The 19687-nt window shown below is 71.3% G+C and carries 21 protein-coding genes and 1 pseudogene; 19 read left to right on the top strand and 3 right to left on the bottom strand.

Annotated elements, in window-relative coordinates; all coding sequences use genetic code 11:
• Positions 1-16: 16 nt before the first annotated feature.
• On the top strand, positions 17-322 hold the full coding sequence (locus OG852_RS18330; RefSeq protein ID WP_133912663.1) for an SCO4225 family membrane protein: 306 nt from the start codon (positions 17-19) through the stop codon (positions 320-322).
• On the opposite strand, the gene OG852_RS18325 is transcribed toward OG852_RS18330, so the two are convergent.
• Positions 314-1996: a chitinase gene (locus OG852_RS18325; protein ID WP_330348458.1), complete on the bottom strand. Its 1683-nt coding sequence runs from the start codon at positions 1994-1996 to the stop codon at positions 314-316. The two genes, OG852_RS18330 and OG852_RS18325, sit on opposite strands and share 9 nt — an antisense overlap.
• A gap of 240 nt (positions 1997-2236) precedes the next feature.
• Here OG852_RS18325 and OG852_RS18320 point away from each other — a divergent pair, with 240 nt between their 5' ends.
• From OG852_RS18320 to OG852_RS18255, 14 genes and pseudogenes are all read left to right on the top strand, one after another.
• Positions 2237-3103: a hypothetical protein gene (locus OG852_RS18320; protein WP_208117161.1), complete on the top strand. Its 867-nt coding sequence runs from the start codon at positions 2237-2239 to the stop codon at positions 3101-3103.
• Positions 3104-3184: 81 nt separating this feature from the next.
• Positions 3185-3889, top strand: a complete 705-nt coding sequence (gene cpaB / locus OG852_RS18315) for a Flp pilus assembly protein CpaB (protein ID WP_330348457.1) — start codon at positions 3185-3187, stop codon at positions 3887-3889.
• Between the two features lie 13 nt (positions 3890-3902).
• Positions 3903-5156 (top strand): AAA family ATPase, encoded by a 1254-nt coding sequence (locus OG852_RS18310; RefSeq protein ID WP_330348456.1) that lies wholly within the window; start codon positions 3903-3905, stop codon positions 5154-5156.
• A 65-nt stretch (positions 5157-5221) separates the two neighbouring features.
• Positions 5222-5554: a pilus assembly protein gene (locus OG852_RS18305; RefSeq protein ID WP_330351461.1), complete on the top strand. Its 333-nt coding sequence runs from the start codon at positions 5222-5224 to the stop codon at positions 5552-5554.
• Position 5555: 1 nt separating this feature from the next.
• Complete coding sequence (locus OG852_RS18300) at positions 5556-5912, top strand: TadE/TadG family type IV pilus assembly protein (protein WP_133912657.1); 357 nt, start codon at positions 5556-5558, stop codon at positions 5910-5912.
• Positions 5913-5929: 17 nt separating this feature from the next.
• Positions 5930-7267, top strand: coding sequence for a CpaF family protein (locus tag OG852_RS18295; RefSeq protein ID WP_133912656.1), 1338 nt, complete (start codon positions 5930-5932; stop codon positions 7265-7267).
• Between the two features lie 5 nt (positions 7268-7272).
• A complete protein-coding gene (locus OG852_RS18290) occupies positions 7273-8217 on the top strand; it encodes a type II secretion system F family protein (protein WP_133912655.1) in 945 nt (314 codons plus the stop codon).
• 16 nt (positions 8218-8233) lie between these two features.
• Entirely contained in the window at positions 8234-9121 is an 888-nt protein-coding gene (locus tag OG852_RS18285; RefSeq protein ID WP_133912654.1) for a DUF5936 domain-containing protein, read from the top strand.
• A 10-nt stretch (positions 9122-9131) separates the two neighbouring features.
• Positions 9132-10418 (top strand): sensor histidine kinase, encoded by a 1287-nt coding sequence (locus OG852_RS18280; RefSeq protein WP_133912653.1) that lies wholly within the window; start codon positions 9132-9134, stop codon positions 10416-10418.
• Positions 10391-11044, top strand: a pseudogene (locus OG852_RS18275) (response regulator); the annotation flags it as partial. The gene OG852_RS18280 and the pseudogene OG852_RS18275, both read left to right, overlap by 28 nt.
• Before the next feature lie 82 nt (positions 11045-11126).
• Entirely contained in the window at positions 11127-11342 is a 216-nt protein-coding gene (locus OG852_RS18270) for a Flp family type IVb pilin (protein WP_133912890.1), read from the top strand.
• On the top strand, positions 11339-11935 hold the full coding sequence (locus tag OG852_RS18265) for a pilus assembly protein TadG-related protein (protein ID WP_443064649.1): 597 nt from the start codon (positions 11339-11341) through the stop codon (positions 11933-11935). The genes OG852_RS18270 and OG852_RS18265 overlap by 4 nt, the downstream gene beginning before the upstream one ends.
• A gap of 16 nt (positions 11936-11951) precedes the next feature.
• On the top strand, positions 11952-12533 hold the full coding sequence (locus OG852_RS18260) for a hypothetical protein (protein WP_133912652.1): 582 nt from the start codon (positions 11952-11954) through the stop codon (positions 12531-12533).
• Between the two features lie 8 nt (positions 12534-12541).
• The gene (locus OG852_RS18255) at positions 12542-13159 is read left to right on the top strand and encodes an OmpA family protein (protein ID WP_133912651.1); all 618 of its coding nucleotides are present in this window, start codon (positions 12542-12544) and stop codon (positions 13157-13159) included.
• Here OG852_RS18255 and OG852_RS18250 read toward each other — a convergent pair.
• A complete protein-coding gene (locus OG852_RS18250; RefSeq protein WP_133912650.1) occupies positions 13134-13523 on the bottom strand; it encodes a DUF192 domain-containing protein in 390 nt (129 codons plus the stop codon). The two genes, OG852_RS18255 and OG852_RS18250, sit on opposite strands and share 26 nt — an antisense overlap.
• A gap of 73 nt (positions 13524-13596) precedes the next feature.
• Between OG852_RS18250 and OG852_RS18245 the strand changes: the two genes are divergently transcribed.
• On the top strand, positions 13597-14178 hold the full coding sequence (locus OG852_RS18245; RefSeq protein ID WP_330348455.1) for a dihydrofolate reductase family protein: 582 nt from the start codon (positions 13597-13599) through the stop codon (positions 14176-14178).
• A 77-nt stretch (positions 14179-14255) separates the two neighbouring features.
• Positions 14256-15053 (top strand): methyltransferase domain-containing protein, encoded by a 798-nt coding sequence (locus tag OG852_RS18240; RefSeq protein ID WP_330348454.1) that lies wholly within the window; start codon positions 14256-14258, stop codon positions 15051-15053.
• Between the two features lie 18 nt (positions 15054-15071).
• On the opposite strand, the gene OG852_RS18235 is transcribed toward OG852_RS18240, so the two are convergent.
• Positions 15072-16208 carry a winged helix DNA-binding domain-containing protein gene (locus OG852_RS18235; protein WP_330348453.1) on the bottom strand — a complete coding sequence of 379 codons (1137 nt, stop codon included), beginning with the start codon at positions 16206-16208 and terminating at the stop codon, positions 15072-15074.
• Positions 16209-16976: 768 nt separating this feature from the next.
• On the opposite strand from OG852_RS18235, the gene OG852_RS18230 reads away from it, so the two are divergent.
• Both OG852_RS18230 and OG852_RS18225 read left to right on the top strand, forming a co-directional pair.
• Positions 16977-17750 carry an isoprenyl transferase gene (locus tag OG852_RS18230; RefSeq protein WP_133912646.1) on the top strand — a complete coding sequence of 258 codons (774 nt, stop codon included), beginning with the start codon at positions 16977-16979 and terminating at the stop codon, positions 17748-17750.
• 326 nt (positions 17751-18076) lie between these two features.
• Positions 18077-19402: a PhoH family protein gene (locus OG852_RS18225; protein WP_133912644.1), complete on the top strand. Its 1326-nt coding sequence runs from the start codon at positions 18077-18079 to the stop codon at positions 19400-19402.
• Positions 19403-19687 lie beyond the last annotated feature (285 nt).

Here is a 19687-nt window from a genome sequence, read left to right as displayed (position 1 = left end):
CCGAGAAGAGCCCTCCATGACCGACACCGTGACCGGCCGACTGCGGCACGCCCTGACCGACGTCTTCGCCCTCGCCTACCTGGCGCTCTGCGCGGGCCTGTTGGTGTGGGCCCTGGTGGTGACCGCCCTGGACGACTCCGGCGAGTCCATGGCCGGAGTCGTCCCCCTCCTGGCCACGGCCCCCGCCAGCCTGGTCCTCCTGGCCCTCCCGGACCACGTCTCGATGATCGTGCTCGCCATCGCCTTCGGAGCCCTGGTCAACGCGACGGTCATCGGCTGGTGTGCCCGCGCCCTGCGTGGCAGCGGGCGCGGCTCACGGTAGCGCGTGCACATGCGCCCCCACGGTCGAGGACCAGGCGTTGCCCGCCGCCGCGTCCCAGTTGGTGGACCAGGTCATGGCGCCGCGCAGGTCCGGATAGGTCTTCGCGGGTTTGAAGGAGCCGCAGCCCGTGCCCCGCGTGAGGCAGTCCAGCGCGTTGTTGACCACCGTGGGGGAGACGTATCCGCTGCCCGCGCCGCTGGGGGAGGCCGGCAGGCCCAGGCCGACCTGGGACGGGGCGAGGCCGCCCTCCAGTTGGATGCAGGCGAGGGCCGTGAGGAAGTCCACCGAGCCCTGGCTGTAGACCTTGCCGTCGCAGCCCAGCATCGAACCGCTGTTGTAGTACTGCATGTTGACGACCGTGAGGATGTCCTTCACGTTCAGCGCGGTCTGGAAGTAGGCGTTCGACGTGGACTGCATGTCGATCGTCTGCGGGGCCATCGTCAGCACGAGCGACGAGCCCGCCTTCGAGGACAACGCCCTCAGCGCCTGGCTCATGTACGTCGCGTTCAGACCGTTCTCCAGGTCGATGTCGACGCCGTCGAAGCCGTACGTCTGCATCAGCGCGTACACGGAGTTCGCGAAGTTGGCCGCCGAGGTCGCGTCGCTCACCGACACCGTGCCGTTCTGACCGCCGACCGAGACGATCACCTTCTTGCCGGCCGCCTGCTTCGCCCGGATGTCGGCCTTGAACTGGTCGACGGTGTATCCGCCGAGCCCGGCCGAGTCGAGGGTGAAGGTGACGGCGCCCGGTGTCGTCGTCGCGTCGGCGAAGGCGACGGCGACGATGTCGTACGCGGCGGGGACGTCCGAGATGCGCTGGACCGTCGCGCCGTTGTTGAAGTTCTGCCAGTAGCCGGTCACCGCGTGCCGGGGCAGTGAACCGCCGGACGCGGCCGTCGTCGTACCCGTCACCGCCGCCGACTTCGGCGACTCGCCCGCCGCGTTCGTCGCCGTCACCTGGAAGCTGTACGACGTCGAGGCCGCGAGCCCGGTCACGGTGGCCGAGGTGCCCGTCACGGAGATGACCTTCGTACCGGACCGGTAGACGGTGTAGCCGGTCGCGTTCGAGACCGCGGACCAGGACAGGGAGACGGACGAGGAGGTCGTGCCGGAGACCGTCGGGGCCGTCGGCGCGGAGGGGATCGTGGGGGCCGGGTCGCCGCCTCCGCCGCCGTCGGGTCCCTGGACCGAGACGTCGTCGGCGTAGTAGGGCTGCTGGCCGTACCAGCCGTGGGTGTAGACCGTCACCGAGGTGGTGGACGCCCCGGTGGTGAAGGTGGTCAGGAGTTGCTTCCACGAGGCGGAGTCGGGGGTCCAGGTGGACACGTCCGTCGTGCCCGTGCCCGTCACGCCCAGGTAGGCGTAGCCGCCCTGCACCCAGGCGCCGAGCGTGTAGGTGGAGTTGGGTTTCACGGCCACCGTCTGGGTGCACCGTGCGTTGTCCTGGCCGGCCGGGGTCGCCTTCAGCGCGGCCGCGCCGCCGTGCACCGGCGAGGACACCGTCGTACCGCTGCCCGCCGTACAGGTCCAGTTGGCGAGGCCGGACTCGAAGCCGGCGTTCCTCGCGTTGTTGATGTCCGCGGCGGACGCCTGAGCCGCGCCCGCCAGGGACAGGGCGAGGGCGGCGCAAACCGCCCCCGACCACAGTCTCGTCACTCGTTTATGTGGGGACATGACAATACGTTGGTCCAGACCAATTCGCTTGTCAAGAGATCCGCTTGTGGAGGGTGCGTGTGCGCAACCTGCCCCGGTTTGCCGTGACTTGCGCGAAGAACAGTTCCTTACCAGCTACGGAAAGCTGTTCTCCGGCCACAAGCGCGTGGTTACAGTGCTGACGTAGTCACGCAATGAAGTCACCCCGGTGCGCCGGAGTAACACCCGGTGGGCCGGACCGCGGGAATCGGGGAGCTGCGCGTGCCAACTGCCGTTGCCGTGACCGGCGCCGATCTGGCGCTGCCGCCGCAGGACGAGCGGACCCTGCCCGCCGTCGTGCTCGCCGACCTGGACCGGCAGCCGCTGGAGCAGGCCCTGGAGGCCGTACAGCGCCTCGTCGAGCAGCACGGACATCTCGTCGTCGTGTACTCGCGGGCCGTGCGGCCCGCCGTGGAACAGCGGCTGCACACCATCCGCTCGCTCCTGGAGAGCGACCGCATCGCGCTGTTCCGGCCCGACCTGCCGCCCCTCGCGGTCGCCGTCCTCGCCCGCCAGTTGCGCCAGCTCGCCTCCTGCGACCTCGGGCCGGGCGTGCTCGCCTCGGCGGGCCGGCTGCTCACCCACTACCTCCACGCGGGCGCGCTCCTCGGGTCCGTCGCCCGGCTGGACCGCGTCCCGGTCGTCGGACTGACCTCGCATGCCCGGTCCTGGGTTCCGGGTAGTCAGTTCGGCGTGCTCGCCCATCCACAGCCGGAGCTGGTCAAGGCCGCTCCCGACGTCACCCTCCCGGGGCCGGAGTTCGGGACGTGGATGCTCGTCGGCCGCGGCCAGCTCCAGTCCGAGTGGGTCACCGCCACCCTCGCCCCCTCCTGGAAGGCGCAGGGGCTGCGGGAGACCGAGGCGCCCGCCGAGTCCGCCGACTGGTGGGGGACCCCCAAACTGATCGAGTTCTGCGCCTATCTGCCCGACCTGTCGGTGCTCTACCAGCTCGTCGCCTCGGTCCGTCAGGGCGTCTGTCACTGGTGCGGGATCGACGTCATCGGCGACCGCTGTGTGTTCTGCTCCGCCACCCCGCCGCCCGCCGCCGAGCTCACCGCCCGCCCCGTCCGCGCCCTCACCACCGGCTGAGACGCCCCACCACCGGCTGAGAGGCGCCGGCACCGACCACCGTTCCCGCTCGACCCGACCCCCAACGAGGTTGCACGGTCCATGAACTCCCGTCAGCGCCGCGGCGTGATTCTCCTGCTCCTGTCGGTGTTGTGCGCCCTCGGTGCCTTCGCCGGCGTCCTCTCCGTCATCGACGACGTGAACTCCAAGGTCGGCCCCGAGGTCACCGCCTACGAGCTGCGGTCCGACATCGCGCCGTACACGGCCCTCGAGGAGAGCCAGTTCAAGAAGATCGAGATGCCGAAGCGCTGGCTGTCGCAGAACGCCGTCACCGACCTCGCCGCGATCCGCGACAAGATCGCCGTGACGACCCTCAAGAAGGGCTCGCTCCTGCAGAGCGACATGATCGTCGACCAGCCCGCCCTGCGGCCGGGCCAGCAGGAGGTCGCCATCATGGTCGACGCCGCGACGGGCGTGGCGGGCAAGATCCGGCCCGGGTCCTCGGTCAACGTGTACGCCACCTTCGAGGGCGCCCGCGACACCGACCCCGACCAGTCGAAGATCATCGTGACGAACGCGCGCGTCCTCGACGTCGGCGAGATCAAGGCCCTCGAACCCGACCGCGACAACCGCGACTCCGCCACCGACGCGGTCCCCATCACCTTCGCCCTGTCGACCCTGGACGCCCAGCGCATCACCTACGCGGAGTCCTTCGCCAAGCGCGTCCGCCTCGCCCTCGTGGCCCCCGGCGGGGACACCACGATCCCCGACCAGGACCGTACGTACGAACTCGTCACGGACAAGTGAGAGGCCGCCGCCCATGCCCACGAGGATCCTCCCGGCCGTCGGCGACGCGGACGCGGTCCGCTCCCTCACCACCCTGCTCAGCCAGCTCCCGGACGCCGAACCGGTCACCCCCGCCGCCGACTCCACCCAGCTCGTCGACACCCTCGCCCGACTCGCCGCCGAGTCCGTCGACGAACTCCCCGAGGTGGTGATCGTCCATGAACGCATCGGGCCCGTACCGGCGCTGGAACTGGTCCGCGAGGTCGCCCTGCGCTTCCCGGCGGTCGGCGTCATCCTCGTCACCACGGACGCCGGGCCCGGCCTCTTCCAGGCCGCCATGGACTCCGGCGCCCGAGGCCTCGTCACCCTGCCCCTCGGCTACGAGGAACTCGCCCACCGCGTCCAGGCCGTCGCCCAGTGGTCCGTCGGCGTACGACGTCATCTCGGCCACGGGGGAGACGTGTTCCCCGGCGTCGGCGGCACCGTCGTCACCGTCAGCGGCGCCAAGGGGGGAGTGGGCGCCACGCTCACCGCCGTGCAACTCGCCCTCGCCGCCCAGGCCTCCGGCCGGCCCACCGCCCTCGTCGACCTCGACCTGCAGACCGGTGACGTCGCCTCCTACCTGGACGTCCAGTTCCGCCGCTCGGTCGTCGACCTCGCCGCCATCACCGACCTCTCGCCCCGCATCCTCGCCGAGGCCGTCTTCCGCCACGACTCCGGAGTGGCCCTCCTGCTCGCCCCCGCCGAGGGCGAACGCGGCGAGGAGGTCACCGACCGCGCCGTACGGCAGATCGTCGGCGCCCTGCGCTCCCGCTACGAGGTCGTGATCGTCGACTGCGGTGCCCAGCTCAGCGGCGCCGGGGCCGCCGCCGTCGAGATGGCCGACCGGGCCCTGCTCGTCACCACCCCGGACGTGGTCGCCGTCCGCGGCGCCAAACGCACCGTCCGCATGTGGGACCGGCTCCAGGTCCGCAAGGCCGAGGAGACGACCGTCGTCGTCAACCGGCACACCCGCGGTACGGAGATCCAGCCCCCGCTCATCCAGAAGATCACCGGCACCGCCGTCGCCGCCACCGCGGTCCCCGCCAACTTCCGCGAACTCCAGGCCGCCGTCGACACCGGCCGCGTCCACGCCCTCGACGGCAAGGGCGCCGTCCGCCAGGCCCTGTGGGCGCTCGCCGCCGAACTGGGCCTGGTCAAGGCGCCGGAGACGGCCCTCGTACGCCGCGGCGGACGGGCCCGGGGCGGGGAGCGGGGCACGGGCGGCTTCCGGCGGCGGAAGGAGTGAGCGCCGTGACGAGGCGACTCCCCCGCGGAAGCGACCGCGGCCAGGTCACGATCGAGTTCCTCGGCATGACCCCGCTGATCATCGTGACCCTGGTCGTGGTGTGGCAGTGCGTGCTGGTGGGGTACACGTTCACGCTCGCGGGGAATGCTGCCGACGAGGCGGTCCGGGCGGGCACCGCGGCGCACCCCGGGGGGCGGGAGGGGGCCTGCCAGGAGGCGGGCCTGGACAAGCTGGGGGACGCGTGGAGGGGGAACGCCGACGTGGACTGCGGCACCGGCGGCGGCTATGTGACCGCCGACGTCTCCCTGCGCGTCCCCGTCCTGTTCCCGGGGACGATCGACTTCCCGTTCACCGTGCACGGGCACGCCGGGGCCGTCGAGGAAGAGGACGGCGACTGAGATGCCGTACCCACCGCGCAGGCGCGGCGACCGGGGGCAGGTCGCGCTGGAGTACCTCGGCTTCCTGCCCCTGCTGCTGATCGTCGCCCTGGGCGCCGTCCAGCTCGGGCTCTTCGCGTACGCCGCCCAGCAGGCGGGCACGGCGGCCCGCACCGGGGCCCGTAGCGCCTCCCTCGACCAGGACTTCGCCGGGGACTGCGCCCGGGCGGTCAGCGGATGGCTGTCGGTGAGCTGTTCGCGCGCCGACCTGGGCGACGAGGTCCAGGTGACCGCCGGCGTCACCATCCCGTCCGTGATCCCCGGCATCGACAGCTTCGGCACCGCCCGCAAGACGGCCACGATGCCGGTCGACCACTGAAGGAAGGCGGCACAGAGATGAGCCTGCGGGCACGCATCACCTCCCCCGAGGAGCGGGGCGGCCGGGGCGAGGACGCCCATCTGGTCTCCTCCTACCGGACCAAGCTGCTGGAGGAGATCGACCTCGCCGAGATGAGCTCGCTCGCGGCGGCCGAGCGCCGGGCCCGGCTGGAGCGGGTCCTCGGCCACATCATCAGCCGCGAGGGGCCGGTGCTGTCGACGGGCGAGCGCTCGCAGCTCATCCGCCGGGTCGTCGACGAGGCGCTCGGCCTCGGCATCCTCGAACCGCTCCTCGAGGACGCCTCCATCACCGAGATCATGGTGAACGGCCCGGACGCGATCTTCGTCGAGCGGGGCGGCCGGGTCGAGCAACTCCCCCTGCGGTTCGCCTCGAACGACCAGCTCATGCAGACCATCGAACGGATCGTGTCGACCGTCAACCGCCGCGTCGACGAGACGAACCCGATGGTGGACGCCCGCCTTCCCTCCGGGGAACGCGTCAACGTGATCATCCCGCCGCTCTCCCTGACCGGCCCCACCCTCACCATCCGCCGCTTCCCGCGCTCCTTCACCCTCCACGAGCTCATCCGCTTCGGCTCCCTCGACGAACCCATGCTCCATCTGCTGGCGGGGCTGGTGCAGGCGAAGTTCAACGTGATCGTCTCCGGCGCCACCGGCACCGGCAAGACGACCCTGCTCAACGCCCTGTCCGGGCTCATCCCGGAGAGCGAGCGGATCATCACCATCGAGGACTCGGCGGAACTCCAGCTCCAGCAGTCCCACGTCATCCGGCTGGAGTCCCGGCCGCCCAACGTCGAGGGCAACGGCCGGATCACCATCCGCGACCTGGTGCGCAACTCGCTGCGGATGCGCCCCGACCGGATCGTCGTCGGTGAGGTCCGCGGCGGCGAGTCCCTCGACATGCTCCAGGCGATGTCGACCGGCCACGACGGCTCGCTCGCCACCGTCCACGCCAACAGCGCCGAGGACGCGCTGATGCGGCTGCAGACCCTCGCCTCGATGTCCGACGTCGAGATCCCCTTCGTCGCGCTCCACGACCAGATCAACAGCGCGGTCGACGTGATCGTGCAGCTCACCCGGTTCGCCGACGGCGCCCGGCGGATCACCGAGGTGGCGATCCTCGACAGCCACGGCTCGGAGGCCTTCCGGCTCGCCACCGTCGCCCGCTTCGACGCCCGGCCGATGACCGCCGACGGCCGCGTCCACGGCGCCTTCGCGTACCACCCCCTCCCGCGCCGCACCGCCGACCGCCTCTACATGGCGGGCCAGCAGATCCCGCAGGCGTTCGGAGTCGCCCGCGACGCCCTCGAACTCACGACAAGGGAAGCCCGGTAGCAGCGATGACCCTCGACACCCTCATCACCCTCACCACCGGCGTGACCCTCCTGACCTGCGCCCTGGCCGTCGCGGGCGTCCATGTCTACGCCAAGGGCCGCGCCCAGCGCGCCGCCCTCGTGGAACGCCTGTCCTACACCGGCCAGGCCCCCCTGGGCGGCCGCCGACGCCGCTTCCGCGAGCTGGACCGCCGGCTGCGCCGGACGAAGACGGGCCGCAGACTGGAGCTGAAACTCGCGGCCACCGGCCTGGACGTCACCCCCGGCGAGTTCTTCGTCTACATGCTCGCCACCGTGGCCGGCCTGTGGCTGGTCGGCCAGGCCGTCCTGGCCCCCTTCTTCGGCCCGCTCGCCGGACTCCTCGGACTGTGGGCGGCGGTCCAGTTCCTCAACTGGCAGCGCCAGAAACGCATCGAGAAGTTCATCAACCAACTCCCCGAACTGGCCCGCATCCTGGCCAACGCCACCCACGCCGGACTCGCCCTGCGCACCGCGATCGGCATGGCGGCGGAGGAGCTGGAGGCCCCGGCCGGCGAGGAACTCGGCAAGGTCGCCGACCAGTTGGCCATCGGCCACTCCATCGACGACGCCCTCGGTGAACTCGCCGACCGCCTCCCCTCCCGTGAACTCGTCGTCCTCGTCACCACCCTGGTCCTGTCCAACCGGGCCGGCGGCCAGGTCGTCGGCGCGCTGCGCAACCTCACGGAGACCCTGGAGGAACGCAAGGAGACCCGGCGCGAGGTACGGACCCAGCTCTCCCAGGTCAACATGACCTCGTACGCCGTCCCGGTGCTCGGAATCGGCGCCCTGTTCCTCATGGACGGCGTCAACGACGGCACCCTCGACCGGATGACGTCCTCGGCGGTCGGCCAGGCCTGTGTCATCGTCGCCTTCGGCCTCTACGCCGTCGGCTTCGTCCTCATCCGCCGTATGTCCCGCATCGACGTCTGAGGAGGGGACGCGGACCATGGAACTCCTGCTCGCCCTCCTCATGGGCCTCGCCGTCTGGGGCGCCTTCGCCGGGATCCGCATGTACCGGGCCGAGGTGAAACTCCCCAGCGACCTCGTCCTCGCCCTGGAGGTCGGCGCCACCCGCACCAGCGCCGTCGGCTCCCTCGTCGACCGCATGGGCATGCGGTACGCGCCCGCCGTGCTGCGGCTGATGGGCCCCAAGCAGGTCGCCCGCTACCGCCGCCGTATCGACCTCGCGGGCAACCCGGGCGGCCTGACCATCGACCGCTACGCCGCCCGCCGCGCGGTCTACGGCGCGATCGGCGGCCTCGGCGCCCTGGCCGCCCTCCTCCAGGGCAGCTTCTTCGTCACGCTGCTCATGCTCGCCTTCGCCGCCTTCTGGTCCGAGGTCGGCATCTGGTCGGCGATCCGGGTCCGCAAGGACGCCATCGAACGCACCCTGCCCGACTTCCTCGACGTCCTCGCCGTCGTCGTCAGCGCCGGCCTCGGCTTCCGACAGGCCCTCGACCGGGTCGCCTCCAAGTACGAGGGCCCCTGGGCGGACGAGATCCGCATCACGCTCCGCCAGATGGACCTCGGCATGAGCCGCCGCGAGGCCTTCGAGGAACTGCGCCGCCGCAACGACTCCGAACAGGTCGCCATGTTCGTCACCGCCCTCCAGCAGGGCGAGGAACTCGGCGCCCCGATCGTCGACACGCTCGTCGCCATCGCCAAGGACATGCGCCGCACCGACGCCCAGAACGCCCGCCGCAAGGCCGCCCGCGCGGTCCCCAAGGCCACGCTGATGATCACCACGTTCATGGTGCCGGCGACGATGCTCCTCCTCGGTGCGGGCATGCTGCTCGGCTCCGGCACGGACTTCAGCTCGATCACGGGGGAGTAGGCGGCCGGTCATGACGGAAACCGCGGGCACGGTGCGGACGGGCGAGGAGAGCGTCGGTCTCCAGGTGAACGCCGTGCAGTCCCTGTGCCGGCAGGTCTTCGGCTTCCGCCTCGCGATGATCGCCCTGGCCGCCCCCTCCGCCCTGCTGCACGCCTCCCCGGGCCTGGGCGTCCGCCTCGTCGGCGCGGCCGTGGTCGTCACCTTCATGGGCTCCTACGTCCTCTTCCGCGACTGGGAACGCTTCGGCCCCCTCCTCCTGCGCCACCCCACCCTGCTGGCCGCGGACACCGCCTTCGGCACCCTCCTGCTCATCTCCGCCGGCCCGGACACCACCCTCGCCTACGTCAGCGTCTGCACCCCCCTCCTCGCCGGCGTCGTCTACGGCTGGCGCGGTGCCGCCTGCTTCGCCTCGCTCCAGTCGCTGATCCTGCTGCTGGTGCAGGCCACGGTCGGCCACACCTCCGACACGACCCTCGCCGAACGCCTCGTCCTCCCCGGCTTCTGCGTCATCACCGGAGCGGTCGGCTCCACCCTGCGCGGCCTGCTGCTCCGTTTCGGCGCGGCCACCCAGGCCCTGACCGCCGTACGCGCCCGGCTCGCCGCCGCCGAGGCGGTGACCGCCGAACGGGCCCGCCTCGCCCGCGAGATGCACGACTCCCTGGCCAAGACCCTGCACGGCGTCGCCCTCGCGGCGGAGGCCCTGGCGTCCTCGACGGACCCCGCGCAGGTGCGACGACAGGCGGAACTGGTCGCCCGGTCGGCCCGCAGGGCGGCCACCGAGTCCCGCGACCTCCTCACCGACCTGCGCCGCGAGCCGGATCCCGTCGGCGGCGTGGACGTGCTGCCCCAACTGGCGGCCCGCGCCGACGACTTCGCCGAACGCACCGGGCTTCGGGTCACCTACCGCCCCACCGGCGACCGTACGACCCTCCCCGTGCCCCCGATGGTGGCCCGTCAGCTCCTCACCATCACCACCGAGGCCATGGAGAACGCCCACCGTCACGCGGCCCCCACGGCGGTCGAGGTCCGCGCGGGCGTCCAGGACGACCTCCTCACCCTCACCGTCCACGACGACGGCCGCGGCCTGCCGCCCGGCACCACCCTCGAACACCTCCGCCGCACCGGCCACTTCGGCCTGGTCGGCATGGCGGAACGGGCCGCCTGCGTGGGCGCCCGACTGCGCGTCGCGCCCCGCGACGACCGCACCCCCGGCACCGAGGTCCGCCTGGAACTCCCCCTGGCCGCCCTGACCTTCCGAGAGGAGTCACCATGCCGGACCGGTCCGCCGTACGTGTAGTGGTGGCCGACGACAACCCGGTGGTCCGCGCGGGACTCACCGCGCTCCTGTCGAGCTGCCCGGACTTCACGGTCGTGGCGGAGGCGGCGGACGGCCACGAGGCCTGCGAGGCCGCCCTGCGGCACCGCCCCGACGTGGTCCTCCTCGACGTCCGCATGCCCGGTGTCGACGGCCTCACCGCCCTGCCCCACCTGGCCCGGATCACCACGGTCCTGATGCTGACGTACAGCCACGACCCGGAAACGGTCCGGGCGGCGCTGCGGGGCGGGGCGAGCGGCTATCTGGTACACGGGGAGTTCACGGTGGAGGAGCTGAAGGAAGCGGTGAGGAGTGCGAATGCACACGGGAGTGTGCCCTTAAGTCCCTTACTTCCGCTGACTTTCCCCGAACAGCTTTCGCGACTGCAACCGTCTGTGGGACAGTCGGATCCGTCGGGTCACCGGGCGGGGTTCCAGCTCAGCGCGAGGGAGGCGGAGATCATGGACCTCATCGCGTCGGGCATGAACAACCAGCAGATCGCCGCCGCATGCTTCATCAGCGAGAAGACGGTCAAGAATCACATCAACCGCATCTTCGCCAAGCTGCACAGCAGCAGCCGCGCCGAGGCGGCGGCCAAGTGGCTGGGAAATTGGGCCCTGGGACCCTCGTCCGGGACACCCCGCGCGCCCTACGTTCCTCCTGCCAATGCCTCAAACCGAGAGGAACGCCATGAGCGACCTGCTGCTGAAGACCGTCGTCGCGGCCATGGTCCGGGTGACGGAGGCGGTACGGCGCCGCACCGCCGACGACAGGGGGCAGACCGCGGTCGAGTATCTGGGGATCATCGCGGTGGTGGTGGCGATCGTGGTGTTGATCGCGAACACGAATCTGGGCCAGACGATCGTGGACAAGCTCACCACCCAGATCGGCAAGGTGGCCCCCTGATCCGAGCGCGGGGGCGCGGCGATTCGGGGCAGGCTTTCCCCATCTACATCACGGTGGTGGCGGGCCTGCTCTTTCTCGCGTTCGCGTACTTCGCGGTCGGCCAGGCGGCGGTGAACCGCAACGGCGCCCAGACAGCCGCCGACGCGGCGGCACTGGCGGCCGCGCAGGAGACGAGGAAACAACTGGCCGACCAGTGGGCGCTGGACCTCCGTGATCCGACCAAGTGGCAGGACATCTTCGACGGTGTCGGGGCGACCGACGGGTGCTGGCGGGCGGAACAACTGGCGTCCATGAACGACGCGGGCGACGTCCGGTGCTCGCCGGCCGGGCTGCTCGGTTACCACGTCACCGTGCAGACGAACAAGGGCATGGGGGACTCCGTGCTGCCCATCACGAGCACCCGTCGGGCGCACGCCTCCGCGACTGCCGTGATCGAGCCGCTGTGCACGTTCGAGTTGCCGGGCGAGGACGCCGAGGACGACGTACTCCCGACGCTCAAGTGCGACGACGTGGACTGGGAGCTGGATCCGGACGACCCGACCGATCTGCCCGGCCCCGAGGACCTGTTCGACGTGCACCTGGCCACAGGCTGAGGAAGGAAGCGGATTGATGAACATGCGATTCACGGGGAAAGCCCGCAGGGCGATGGTCGCACTGACCGTCGTGGCCGGGCTGGCTCTCGGCTCTGCCGCGTGCGGCGGTGGCGGCGGGGACGACAAGAAGCCCCAGAGCTCGTCGTCCGCCTCGAAGGCCGGTGGATCGCAGCCCAATCCGCAGGAGGGGGAGTCCGAGGCGCCGATCGCCGAGCTGAAGGGCCCGGGCGGGCTGCTCCTCCAGATCACCTCCGCGGTACGGGACACCGGCGGCTTCGTCACGGTGAACGGCGCCATCAAGAACGACGGCGGGGAACTCGCGACGATCCCCTCGGCGCTGAGTGGTAACGAGACCGAGATCATGAACAACGGCCGCTCCCTCGGCGGAGCCACCCTCGTCGACTCCAAGAGCAAGAAGCGCTACTACGTCCTCCGCGACACAGAAGGCCGCCCCCTCACCACCACCGGGTTCTCGACGCTGAAGGCGGGGGAGACGATCGACGTCTTCCTGCAGTTCCCCGCCCCGCCCGCGAGCAGCACGGAGGTCACCTTCCAGCTCCCGCTGTTCCCCAGCGCGGTCATCAAGATCTCCGGGTGAGGCCGGCCATGACCCCACGTCTCTCCCTGGCGGTGGCCACCGCCACGCTCCTCGTCCTCGCCACGGCCCCCGCCGCCCAGGCCGACGACACCACCCCCAGCGTCCCCCCGGGCACCGAACCCACCGCCACCGCACCGGTCGAGGTGGACCCCAACGACCCCGACCTGAAACTCCCCGAGGGCGGCACGCTCGCCGAGCCCAAGGTCCTCGACATCAAGCAGGTGGTGGAGGACGAGTCCGGCGACGAACGGCGCGAGGACACCAACGCGGACGTGACGTTCGCCCTGCAGGCGGAGGTCCTGTTCGCCAAGGACAGCGCGAAGCTCGGCGCGGACGCGAAGGCCCGTATCGCGGTGATCGCCGACGAGATCAAGAAACAGAACACCCAACTGGTCCGCGTCTTCGGCTTCACCGACAACCTCGGCTCCTCCTCCCACGGCGACGTCCTGTCGAAACAGCGCGCCGACGCCGTCCAGGCGGAACTCGCCGGCGACCTGAACGACCCCGCCATCACCTTCGAGGTCCGCGGCTACGGCGAGCAGTACCCCATCGCCGACAACGCGACGGAGGAGGGCCGCAAGAAGAACCGCCGCGTGGAGGTCACCTTCCCGAGGACGGCGAGCTGACCTCGACCACCTCGACGCGCACCCCCGCCCGCACCCCCCACCCCTCCATCGCCCCCGCCGCCGACTCCAGGACATGGCGGGAGCGGAGGCGGGGCAGGCCCAGGCGGCCCGGGGGCATGGTGCGTACGGCGACGACCGTCAGCCGACGGTCGAGATAGGCGACGTCGATGGGGATGCGCATGCCGAAGGTGTGCACGCTGCCGGCCGGCGTGAGCAGCATCGCCCCCTCCACGGCGTCCCGGCCCAGGAGACCCCTGGTACGGGCCCGGTAGGAGGCGGCGATCTCCAACGGGATCCGCGCGCGGTCCCCCGCCCCCGCCCCGGCCACCACCAGCTCCGCCCGCCCGTCCCGCCAGCGCGCCATACCCCGACTCCCCTCACTCGCCTCGCTACCCTCGGCACGGTAGCGAGCCGGGACACGAAGAGGTGGCCGTCGTATGCGGAAGATCGTCCTGATGATGTCGGTGTCCCTGGACGGATACATGGAGGGGCCGGGCCGCGACATCTCCTGGCACCGCGTCGACGACGAGATCCACCAGGACGCCAACGACGCCGTCGCCGGGATGGCGGGCCTCCTCTCCGGCCGGGTCACCTACGACCTCATGGCCGATTTCTGGCCCACCGCCGACGCCGACCCCGAGACCCCCGCGGTGATGGCCGAGTTCGCCGGCATCTGGCGCGAGATCCCGAAGTACGTCTACTCCCGCACGCTTCGGCACGCCGACTGGAACACGACGATCGTGCGGGAGGTCGTCCCGGCGGAGGTGCGGGCCCTCAAGGAGCAGCACCACGCCGGGCTGGGGCCCGGTGACCTGGGACTGGGCGGTGCCGACCTTGCCGACGTCTTCCTCCGCCACGGCCTCGTCGACCGGATCCGGCTCTACGTCCACCCCGTGCTGATCGGCCGGGGCAAACCCCTCTTCCGGCACGCCGACACGATGACCGGCCTCCACCTCGTCGAGTCCCGCGCCTTCGGCAACGGCGTCGTCCTGCTCCGCTACGACGTGGAACACGACTGAGACCGGGTCCGGCCGGAACGAGGCGGGCGGAAGATAATCGGCGGCGGCCCCCCGCCCCCTCCTGCCACGATCAGCCCATGAGCGACGACCGCAACCACCCGGACAAGATCTTCGAGGACCTCCTCGCCGAGGGCGCCGCCGTCCCCACCGAGGGGTGGGACTTCTCGTGGTTCGAGGGTCGGGCGACCGAGGCACGCCCGTCGTGGGGGTACGCGGTGTCGTTGGCCGGGCGGCTGGCGGGGGCCACGGCCGTGCTCGACATCCAGACCGGCGGCGGTGAGGTCCTGGACTTCGCCCTCGCCCGGGCCGCCGCCGCACCCGCCCTCACCGTGGCGACCGAGGGCTGGCCGGCGAACGTCGCCAAGGCCACCGCCCTGCTGCGGCCGCGCGGCATCGCGGTCGTCGACTCCCCGGAGGACGCCCCGCTGCCCTTCGCCGACGCGGCCTTCGACCTGGTCACCAGCCGGCACCCGGTCCGGCCCCTGTGGGGGGAGATCGCCCGGGTGCTGCAGCCCGGCGGCACCTACTTCGCCCAGCACGTCGGCCCCCGCAGCGTCTACGAGCTCGTCGAGTACTTCCTCGGCCCGCAGCCCGAGGCGGCGAGTCACGACCGGCACCCCGACATCGAACGTGCCGGGGCCGAGGCGGCGGGCCTGGAGATCGTCGACCTGCGCGCGGAACGCCTGCGGATCGAGTTCCACGACATCGCCGCCGTCGTCCACTTCCTGCGCAAGGTCGTCTGGATGGTGCCGGGTTTCACCGTCGAGGCCCACGAGCCGCGGCTGCGGGCCCTGCACGAGCGGATCACCGCACAGGGCCCCTTCGTCGCCCACAGCACCCGCCACCTCTTCGAGGCCCGCAGACCGACCATCTGAACCGCCCTCGGCCGCCCCTCACGCGTGAGCCCCCGTGGTCACCTCCCCGATGACCAGTTCCGCCGTGGCCTCGAGCACCTCCCCGATCCGTTCGGCCCGGTCGCCGAACTCCCGTGTCTGGTGGGCCGTCAGCCGGCCGAGCGGCTCCACCGTGACGGTCGTACGACGGCCCCGGCGCCGCTGGTGCCAGACCCCCGCCACCGCCCCGTCCACCAGCAGCACGGGGAAGTTCCCGGCCTGCCCGCCCGCCAGCGCCCGCCCGTGGGCGGCACCCGGGAACAGCAGCTCCCGGGGCTGGGCGGCGACGACGTACGCGTCGAAGTAGGGCAGCAGCCGCACCCCACGCGCGGGCTCCTGCGGGAACCCGGTGTCCCCGGCCGCCACCCAGGCCCGCCGGCCCTCGAACAGCACCTCCTCCAGCTCGCCCGCCCCGAGCGCCTCCTCGAACAGCGTGGCCGCCCAACCGGGAGGCGCCGCCAGCCACTTGGCGAAGTCCTGCGGGGTCGCGGGGCCGTAGACGGCCAGATGGCGGCCGACCAGCAGACGCAGGGCCTGCCCGGGCGGCAGCGGATCGAAGCGCGGTGGGCGGGTGTACGTCACCTTGCGGCCCCGGTTCGGCCCGAAGCAGAGCGCGCCCGACTGGCCTGCCTGGAGGAGCACCTGGCGCCAGCGCGGCCACAGGTCCTGGAAGGCGGGCATCACCCGCTCCCCGGCCCAGGGCCCGGTGCGGGCGACGACCTCCTCGTCCAGCTCGTCCACCGTCAGCCACACCCCGTCGAGCGCCTCCCCGACGGCGGCCGCCACCTGCTCGGCCTGCGCCTCGGTGAGCCGTACCTCCGGCGGGAGGGGACTGCGGCCGGAGGGGACCGCGGTCAGGGCGGAGGTCCACAGGGCGAGTTCACGGGCGGGCAGCAGATGGACCGTCCCGCGCGGGCCGTGCGTCCGCACCAGTGACCGGTCCCGGGTCAGCGCGGCCCGTACGTCGGTCCGTGTCATCCCCTCGGCGCGGATCCCGACCGACACCTCCGCAGCCGAGGGAACCCGCGCGTGCGCGCCGGCCATGGCCGCGACGATCTCCGCGGGCCCTCCGTCACCGGCCGCGAGCGGATTGGCCAGGAACCGCCGTTCCAGCCGCCGCGCGGAGCCTCTTCCCACCTGATGCTCCGGGTCATGGCGCCGACGCCAGAACGCAAAGAGGACGGGAACTGTCCGCCATGGCCGCACCGCGGAAAAGCCAAAAGGGCATTCCGGTTCACTCTCCCGCAGAACGCCCCAGGTTCTGCACGAGGTTTCCACATCGTTACCGCGAGCGGTTCGCATTCACCGTCGACCTCACGTAAGTTCAAGCGCAGGTAATTCGCGTGAGCAAAGCTGCGCGGGCGGCACCGCGCAGTGGAGGGGGCTGTGCGGCGCCGTCCGCGTCAAGCGGGCGTGAGGCGCCGGGGTAGCCCGTCGGGGGGACGGGCGGACAACTGCCCGACCACCGCCCAAGCCCCGCCAAAACCTCAGCTTCCCTCGGTAAGCACCGTCATTCCCCTGGGATTCCGCTGTGTTCCGGCCATCCCAGGCCTATGAATCATGCTCCGGAAGGCCATCTGCGCGTCGCCGATCAACTCCGGAGAGTAATTGTGCCGCGCCGATGCACGCAGCATCACTTACGAAGGGTTATGGTGGAAACCCCCCCTCGGGCCGGTCCGTCTCCCCCCCACGGACCGGCCCGTTTTTTGCACCAAGAACGGGGGCCGCCTTCCAGGCGCCGGTCAGCCCCTGCCCACCAGGGGCGCGGGGTCGTATCGACATGCGGCTCCGCCGCGTGGGCGCTACCGGCCCCCACCCACCCGCACCCGAGAAACAACCGAACCCCCCGCACCGGTACCCTGTTGCCCCGCGGGGACCGCACTCGCACGGAGGGGCTGACATCACGTGAACCTGCGCGACAAGCTGCGCGGCCTTCTGGTCAGGCTGTACGCACGCCGGGTGGAAGGCCACCTGGACCACGCTCAGGTGCCCAAGCACATCGGCGTCATCATGGACGGCAACCGCCGCTGGGCGAAGGCCGCCGGGTCCACCACCGAGCACGGCCACCGCGCCGGTGCCGAGAAGATCGAGGAGTTCCTCGGCTGGTGCACCGAGACGGACGTCGAGGTCGTCACCCTCTGGCTGCTGTCGACGGACAACCTCGACCGTCCCCAGGAGGAACTCGTCCCGCTCCTCGGCATCATCGAGGACGTGGTCCGCACCCTCGCCGCCGACGGCCGCTGGCGCGTCCACCACGTCGGCACCCCCGACATCCTCCCCTCCCATGTGCAGACCGCGCTGAAGGAGGCCGAGCAGTCCACGGCCCACGTCGACGGCATACTGGTCAACGTCGCCATCGGCTACGGCGGCCGCCAGGAGATCGCCGACGCCGTCCGCTCGATGATCACCGACGCCGCCGACAAGGGCGTCTCGATGGAGGACCTCGCGGACTCCGTCAGCGTCGACCTGATCGGCCGCCACCTCTACACCGGCGCCCAGCCCGACCCCGACCTCGTCATCCGCACCAGCGGCGAACAGCGGCTGTCCGGATTCATGCTGTGGCAGACGGCCCACGCGGAGTACTACTTCTGCGAGGTCTTCTGGCCGGCCTTCCGCAAGGTCGACTTCCTGCGCGCCCTGCGCGACTACGCCGCACGTCACCGCCGCTACGGCGGCTGAGCGCACGTACGCCCCCGGGGGGCCCGCGAGTACCCCTTCGGGGACGGAAGTAACAAGGAGTTCACCGGCGCGCCGTCATATGCCGTGGCATGGCGGCGCATTTTCGAGGGCATAAGCCAAGCAGGTCGACGCCCGAACCACGGGTGTCGGATCCTCAGCGGGCGGCACGGGGCCGTCCGCCCGGGAGGCCCTTTGCACCAGCCCGACCGTGCGGTCACGGCACGGAAGCAGCAGCGGGGGGCCGGTTCCCGGCCCGTGCAGGGCCATGAACCGGTCCAGCTCCACTCCGTCGCTCCCCGACCTCATCCGAGGGGGTACGTCCTTCCGTGGTGACCAGCACAAAGCGCCGTATGCCTGACCGGCGCACCTATGTTCTCGACACCAGCGTCCTGCTGGCCGACCCGAACGCCATGACCCGCTTCGAGGAGCACGAGGTCGTGCTCCCCATCGTCGTGGTCACGGAACTGGAGGCCAAGCGGCACCATCCCGAACTCGGCTACTTCGCCCGGCAGGCGCTGCGTCTGCTGGACGACTACCGGGTGAAGTACGGTCGCCTCGACGCCCCCATCCCGATCGGGGAGCTGGGCGGGACCGTCCGTGTCGAGCTCAACCACTCGGACCCCAGCGTGCTGCCCAGCGGCTACCGGCTGGGGGACAACGACTCACGCATCCTCGCGGTCGCCCGCAACCTGCAGGCCGAGGGGTTCGACGTCACCGTCGTGTCGAAGGACCTGCCGCTCAGGATCAAGGCCTCGTCGGTCGGTCTCCTGGCGGAGGAGTACCGCGCCGAACTCGCCATCACGGACGCCTCCGGCTGGACCGGAATGTCCGAACTGAGCCTGTCCGGCGAACAGGTGGACCTCCTCTTCGAGGAAGGCCACGCCTATGTCCCGGAGGTCGCCGACCTGCCCGTGCACACCGGTCTGACCATCCAGTCGGAGCGCGGCAAGGCACTCGGCCGGGTCACCCCGGAGGGCAACGTCCGACTGGTGCGCGGCGACCGCGAGGCGTTCGGCATCAAGGGCCGCAGCGCCGAGCAGCGCATCGCGCTCGACCTGCTGCTCGACCCGGACGTCGGCATCCTGTCCCTGGGCGGCCGGGCCGGCACCGGCAAGTCGGCGCTGGCGCTGTGCGCGGGGCTCGAGGCGGTCCTGGAGCGCCGCCAGCACCAGAAGGTGATGGTCTTCCGTCCGCTGTACGCGGTGGGCGGGCAGGAACTCGGCTATCTGCCCGGCTCCGAGTCGGAGAAGATGAGCCCCTGGGCGCAGGCGGTGTTCGACACGCTGTCGGCCGTCACCTCCCGCGAGGTCATCGAGGAGGTCACCGCGCGCGGCATGCTGGAGGTCCTGCCCCTGACCCACATCCGGGGCCGCTCCCTGCACGACGCCTTCGTGATCGTCGACGAGGCCCAGTCCCTCGAACGGAACGTCCTGCTGACCGTTCTGTCCCGGATCGGCGCCAACTCGCGGGTGGTCCTCACCCATGACGTGGCCCAGCGGGACAACCTGAGGGTCGGACGCTACGACGGTGTCGTCGCCGTCGTCGAGAAGCTGAAGGGTCACCCGCTCTTCGCGCACGTGACGCTGAACCGGTCCGAGAGGTCCCAGATCGCGGCGCTTGTGACCGAAATGCTGGAGGACGGGCACATCTGACCCTGACCGCACACCTTCATAAGCTGTGAGCGTCGGTCGGCGCCGTCCGGCAAAGGCAGTGAGCCTAGCCGGGCGGCGTCGACGTGTGTGTGGGTTTCGCGAAATCTCCCGGGTTCCCCGGGGTGTGAGCTTTCACACGCAACTCGGAATTGCCTTGCGCCGTTGGGTTACGGCAGAGTCTCGTTCCTGTCAGGCCCCGCATACGGCACACCTGTACCCCTGGGGGTACCTCCCACGCCCTCAAGGCAGTGGGGGAGGTACGGAAACGCATCTGCACCACTGTCA

This window comes from Streptomyces sp. NBC_00582 (genome assembly GCF_036345155.1).
Classification (GTDB): domain Bacteria; phylum Actinomycetota; class Actinomycetes; order Streptomycetales; family Streptomycetaceae; genus Streptomyces.
Note: the sequence above shows the minus strand (reverse complement) of the source record. Positions and strands in the feature narration are given on the sequence as shown.

Bases quoted from the DNA above. Each gene is read 5' to 3' on its own strand.
- OG852_RS18330 (WP_133912663.1), top strand. From the start codon at position 17: ATGACCGACACCGTGACCGGCCGACTGCGGCACGCCCTGACCGACGTC.
- OG852_RS18325 (WP_330348458.1), bottom strand. From the start codon at position 1,996: ATGTCCCCACATAAACGAGTGACGAGACTGTGGTCGGGGGCGGTTTGC.
- cpaB (WP_330348457.1), top strand. From the start codon at position 3,185: ATGAACTCCCGTCAGCGCCGCGGCGTGATTCTCCTGCTCCTGTCGGTG.
- OG852_RS18310 (WP_330348456.1), top strand. From the start codon at position 3,903: ATGCCCACGAGGATCCTCCCGGCCGTCGGCGACGCGGACGCGGTCCGC.
- OG852_RS18305 (WP_330351461.1), top strand. From the start codon at position 5,222: ATGACCCCGCTGATCATCGTGACCCTGGTCGTGGTGTGGCAGTGCGTG.
- OG852_RS18300 (WP_133912657.1), top strand. From the start codon at position 5,556: ATGCCGTACCCACCGCGCAGGCGCGGCGACCGGGGGCAGGTCGCGCTG.
- OG852_RS18295 (WP_133912656.1), top strand. From the start codon at position 5,930: ATGAGCCTGCGGGCACGCATCACCTCCCCCGAGGAGCGGGGCGGCCGG.
- OG852_RS18290 (WP_133912655.1), top strand. From the start codon at position 7,273: ATGACCCTCGACACCCTCATCACCCTCACCACCGGCGTGACCCTCCTG.
- OG852_RS18285 (WP_133912654.1), top strand. From the start codon at position 8,234: ATGGAACTCCTGCTCGCCCTCCTCATGGGCCTCGCCGTCTGGGGCGCC.
- OG852_RS18280 (WP_133912653.1), top strand. From the start codon at position 9,132: ATGACGGAAACCGCGGGCACGGTGCGGACGGGCGAGGAGAGCGTCGGT.
- OG852_RS18270 (WP_133912890.1), top strand. From the start codon at position 11,127: ATGAGCGACCTGCTGCTGAAGACCGTCGTCGCGGCCATGGTCCGGGTG.
- OG852_RS18260 (WP_133912652.1), top strand. From the start codon at position 11,952: ATGAACATGCGATTCACGGGGAAAGCCCGCAGGGCGATGGTCGCACTG.
- OG852_RS18255 (WP_133912651.1), top strand. From the start codon at position 12,542: ATGACCCCACGTCTCTCCCTGGCGGTGGCCACCGCCACGCTCCTCGTC.
- OG852_RS18250 (WP_133912650.1), bottom strand. From the start codon at position 13,523: ATGGCGCGCTGGCGGGACGGGCGGGCGGAGCTGGTGGTGGCCGGGGCG.
- OG852_RS18245 (WP_330348455.1), top strand. From the start codon at position 13,597: ATGCGGAAGATCGTCCTGATGATGTCGGTGTCCCTGGACGGATACATG.
- OG852_RS18240 (WP_330348454.1), top strand. From the start codon at position 14,256: ATGAGCGACGACCGCAACCACCCGGACAAGATCTTCGAGGACCTCCTC.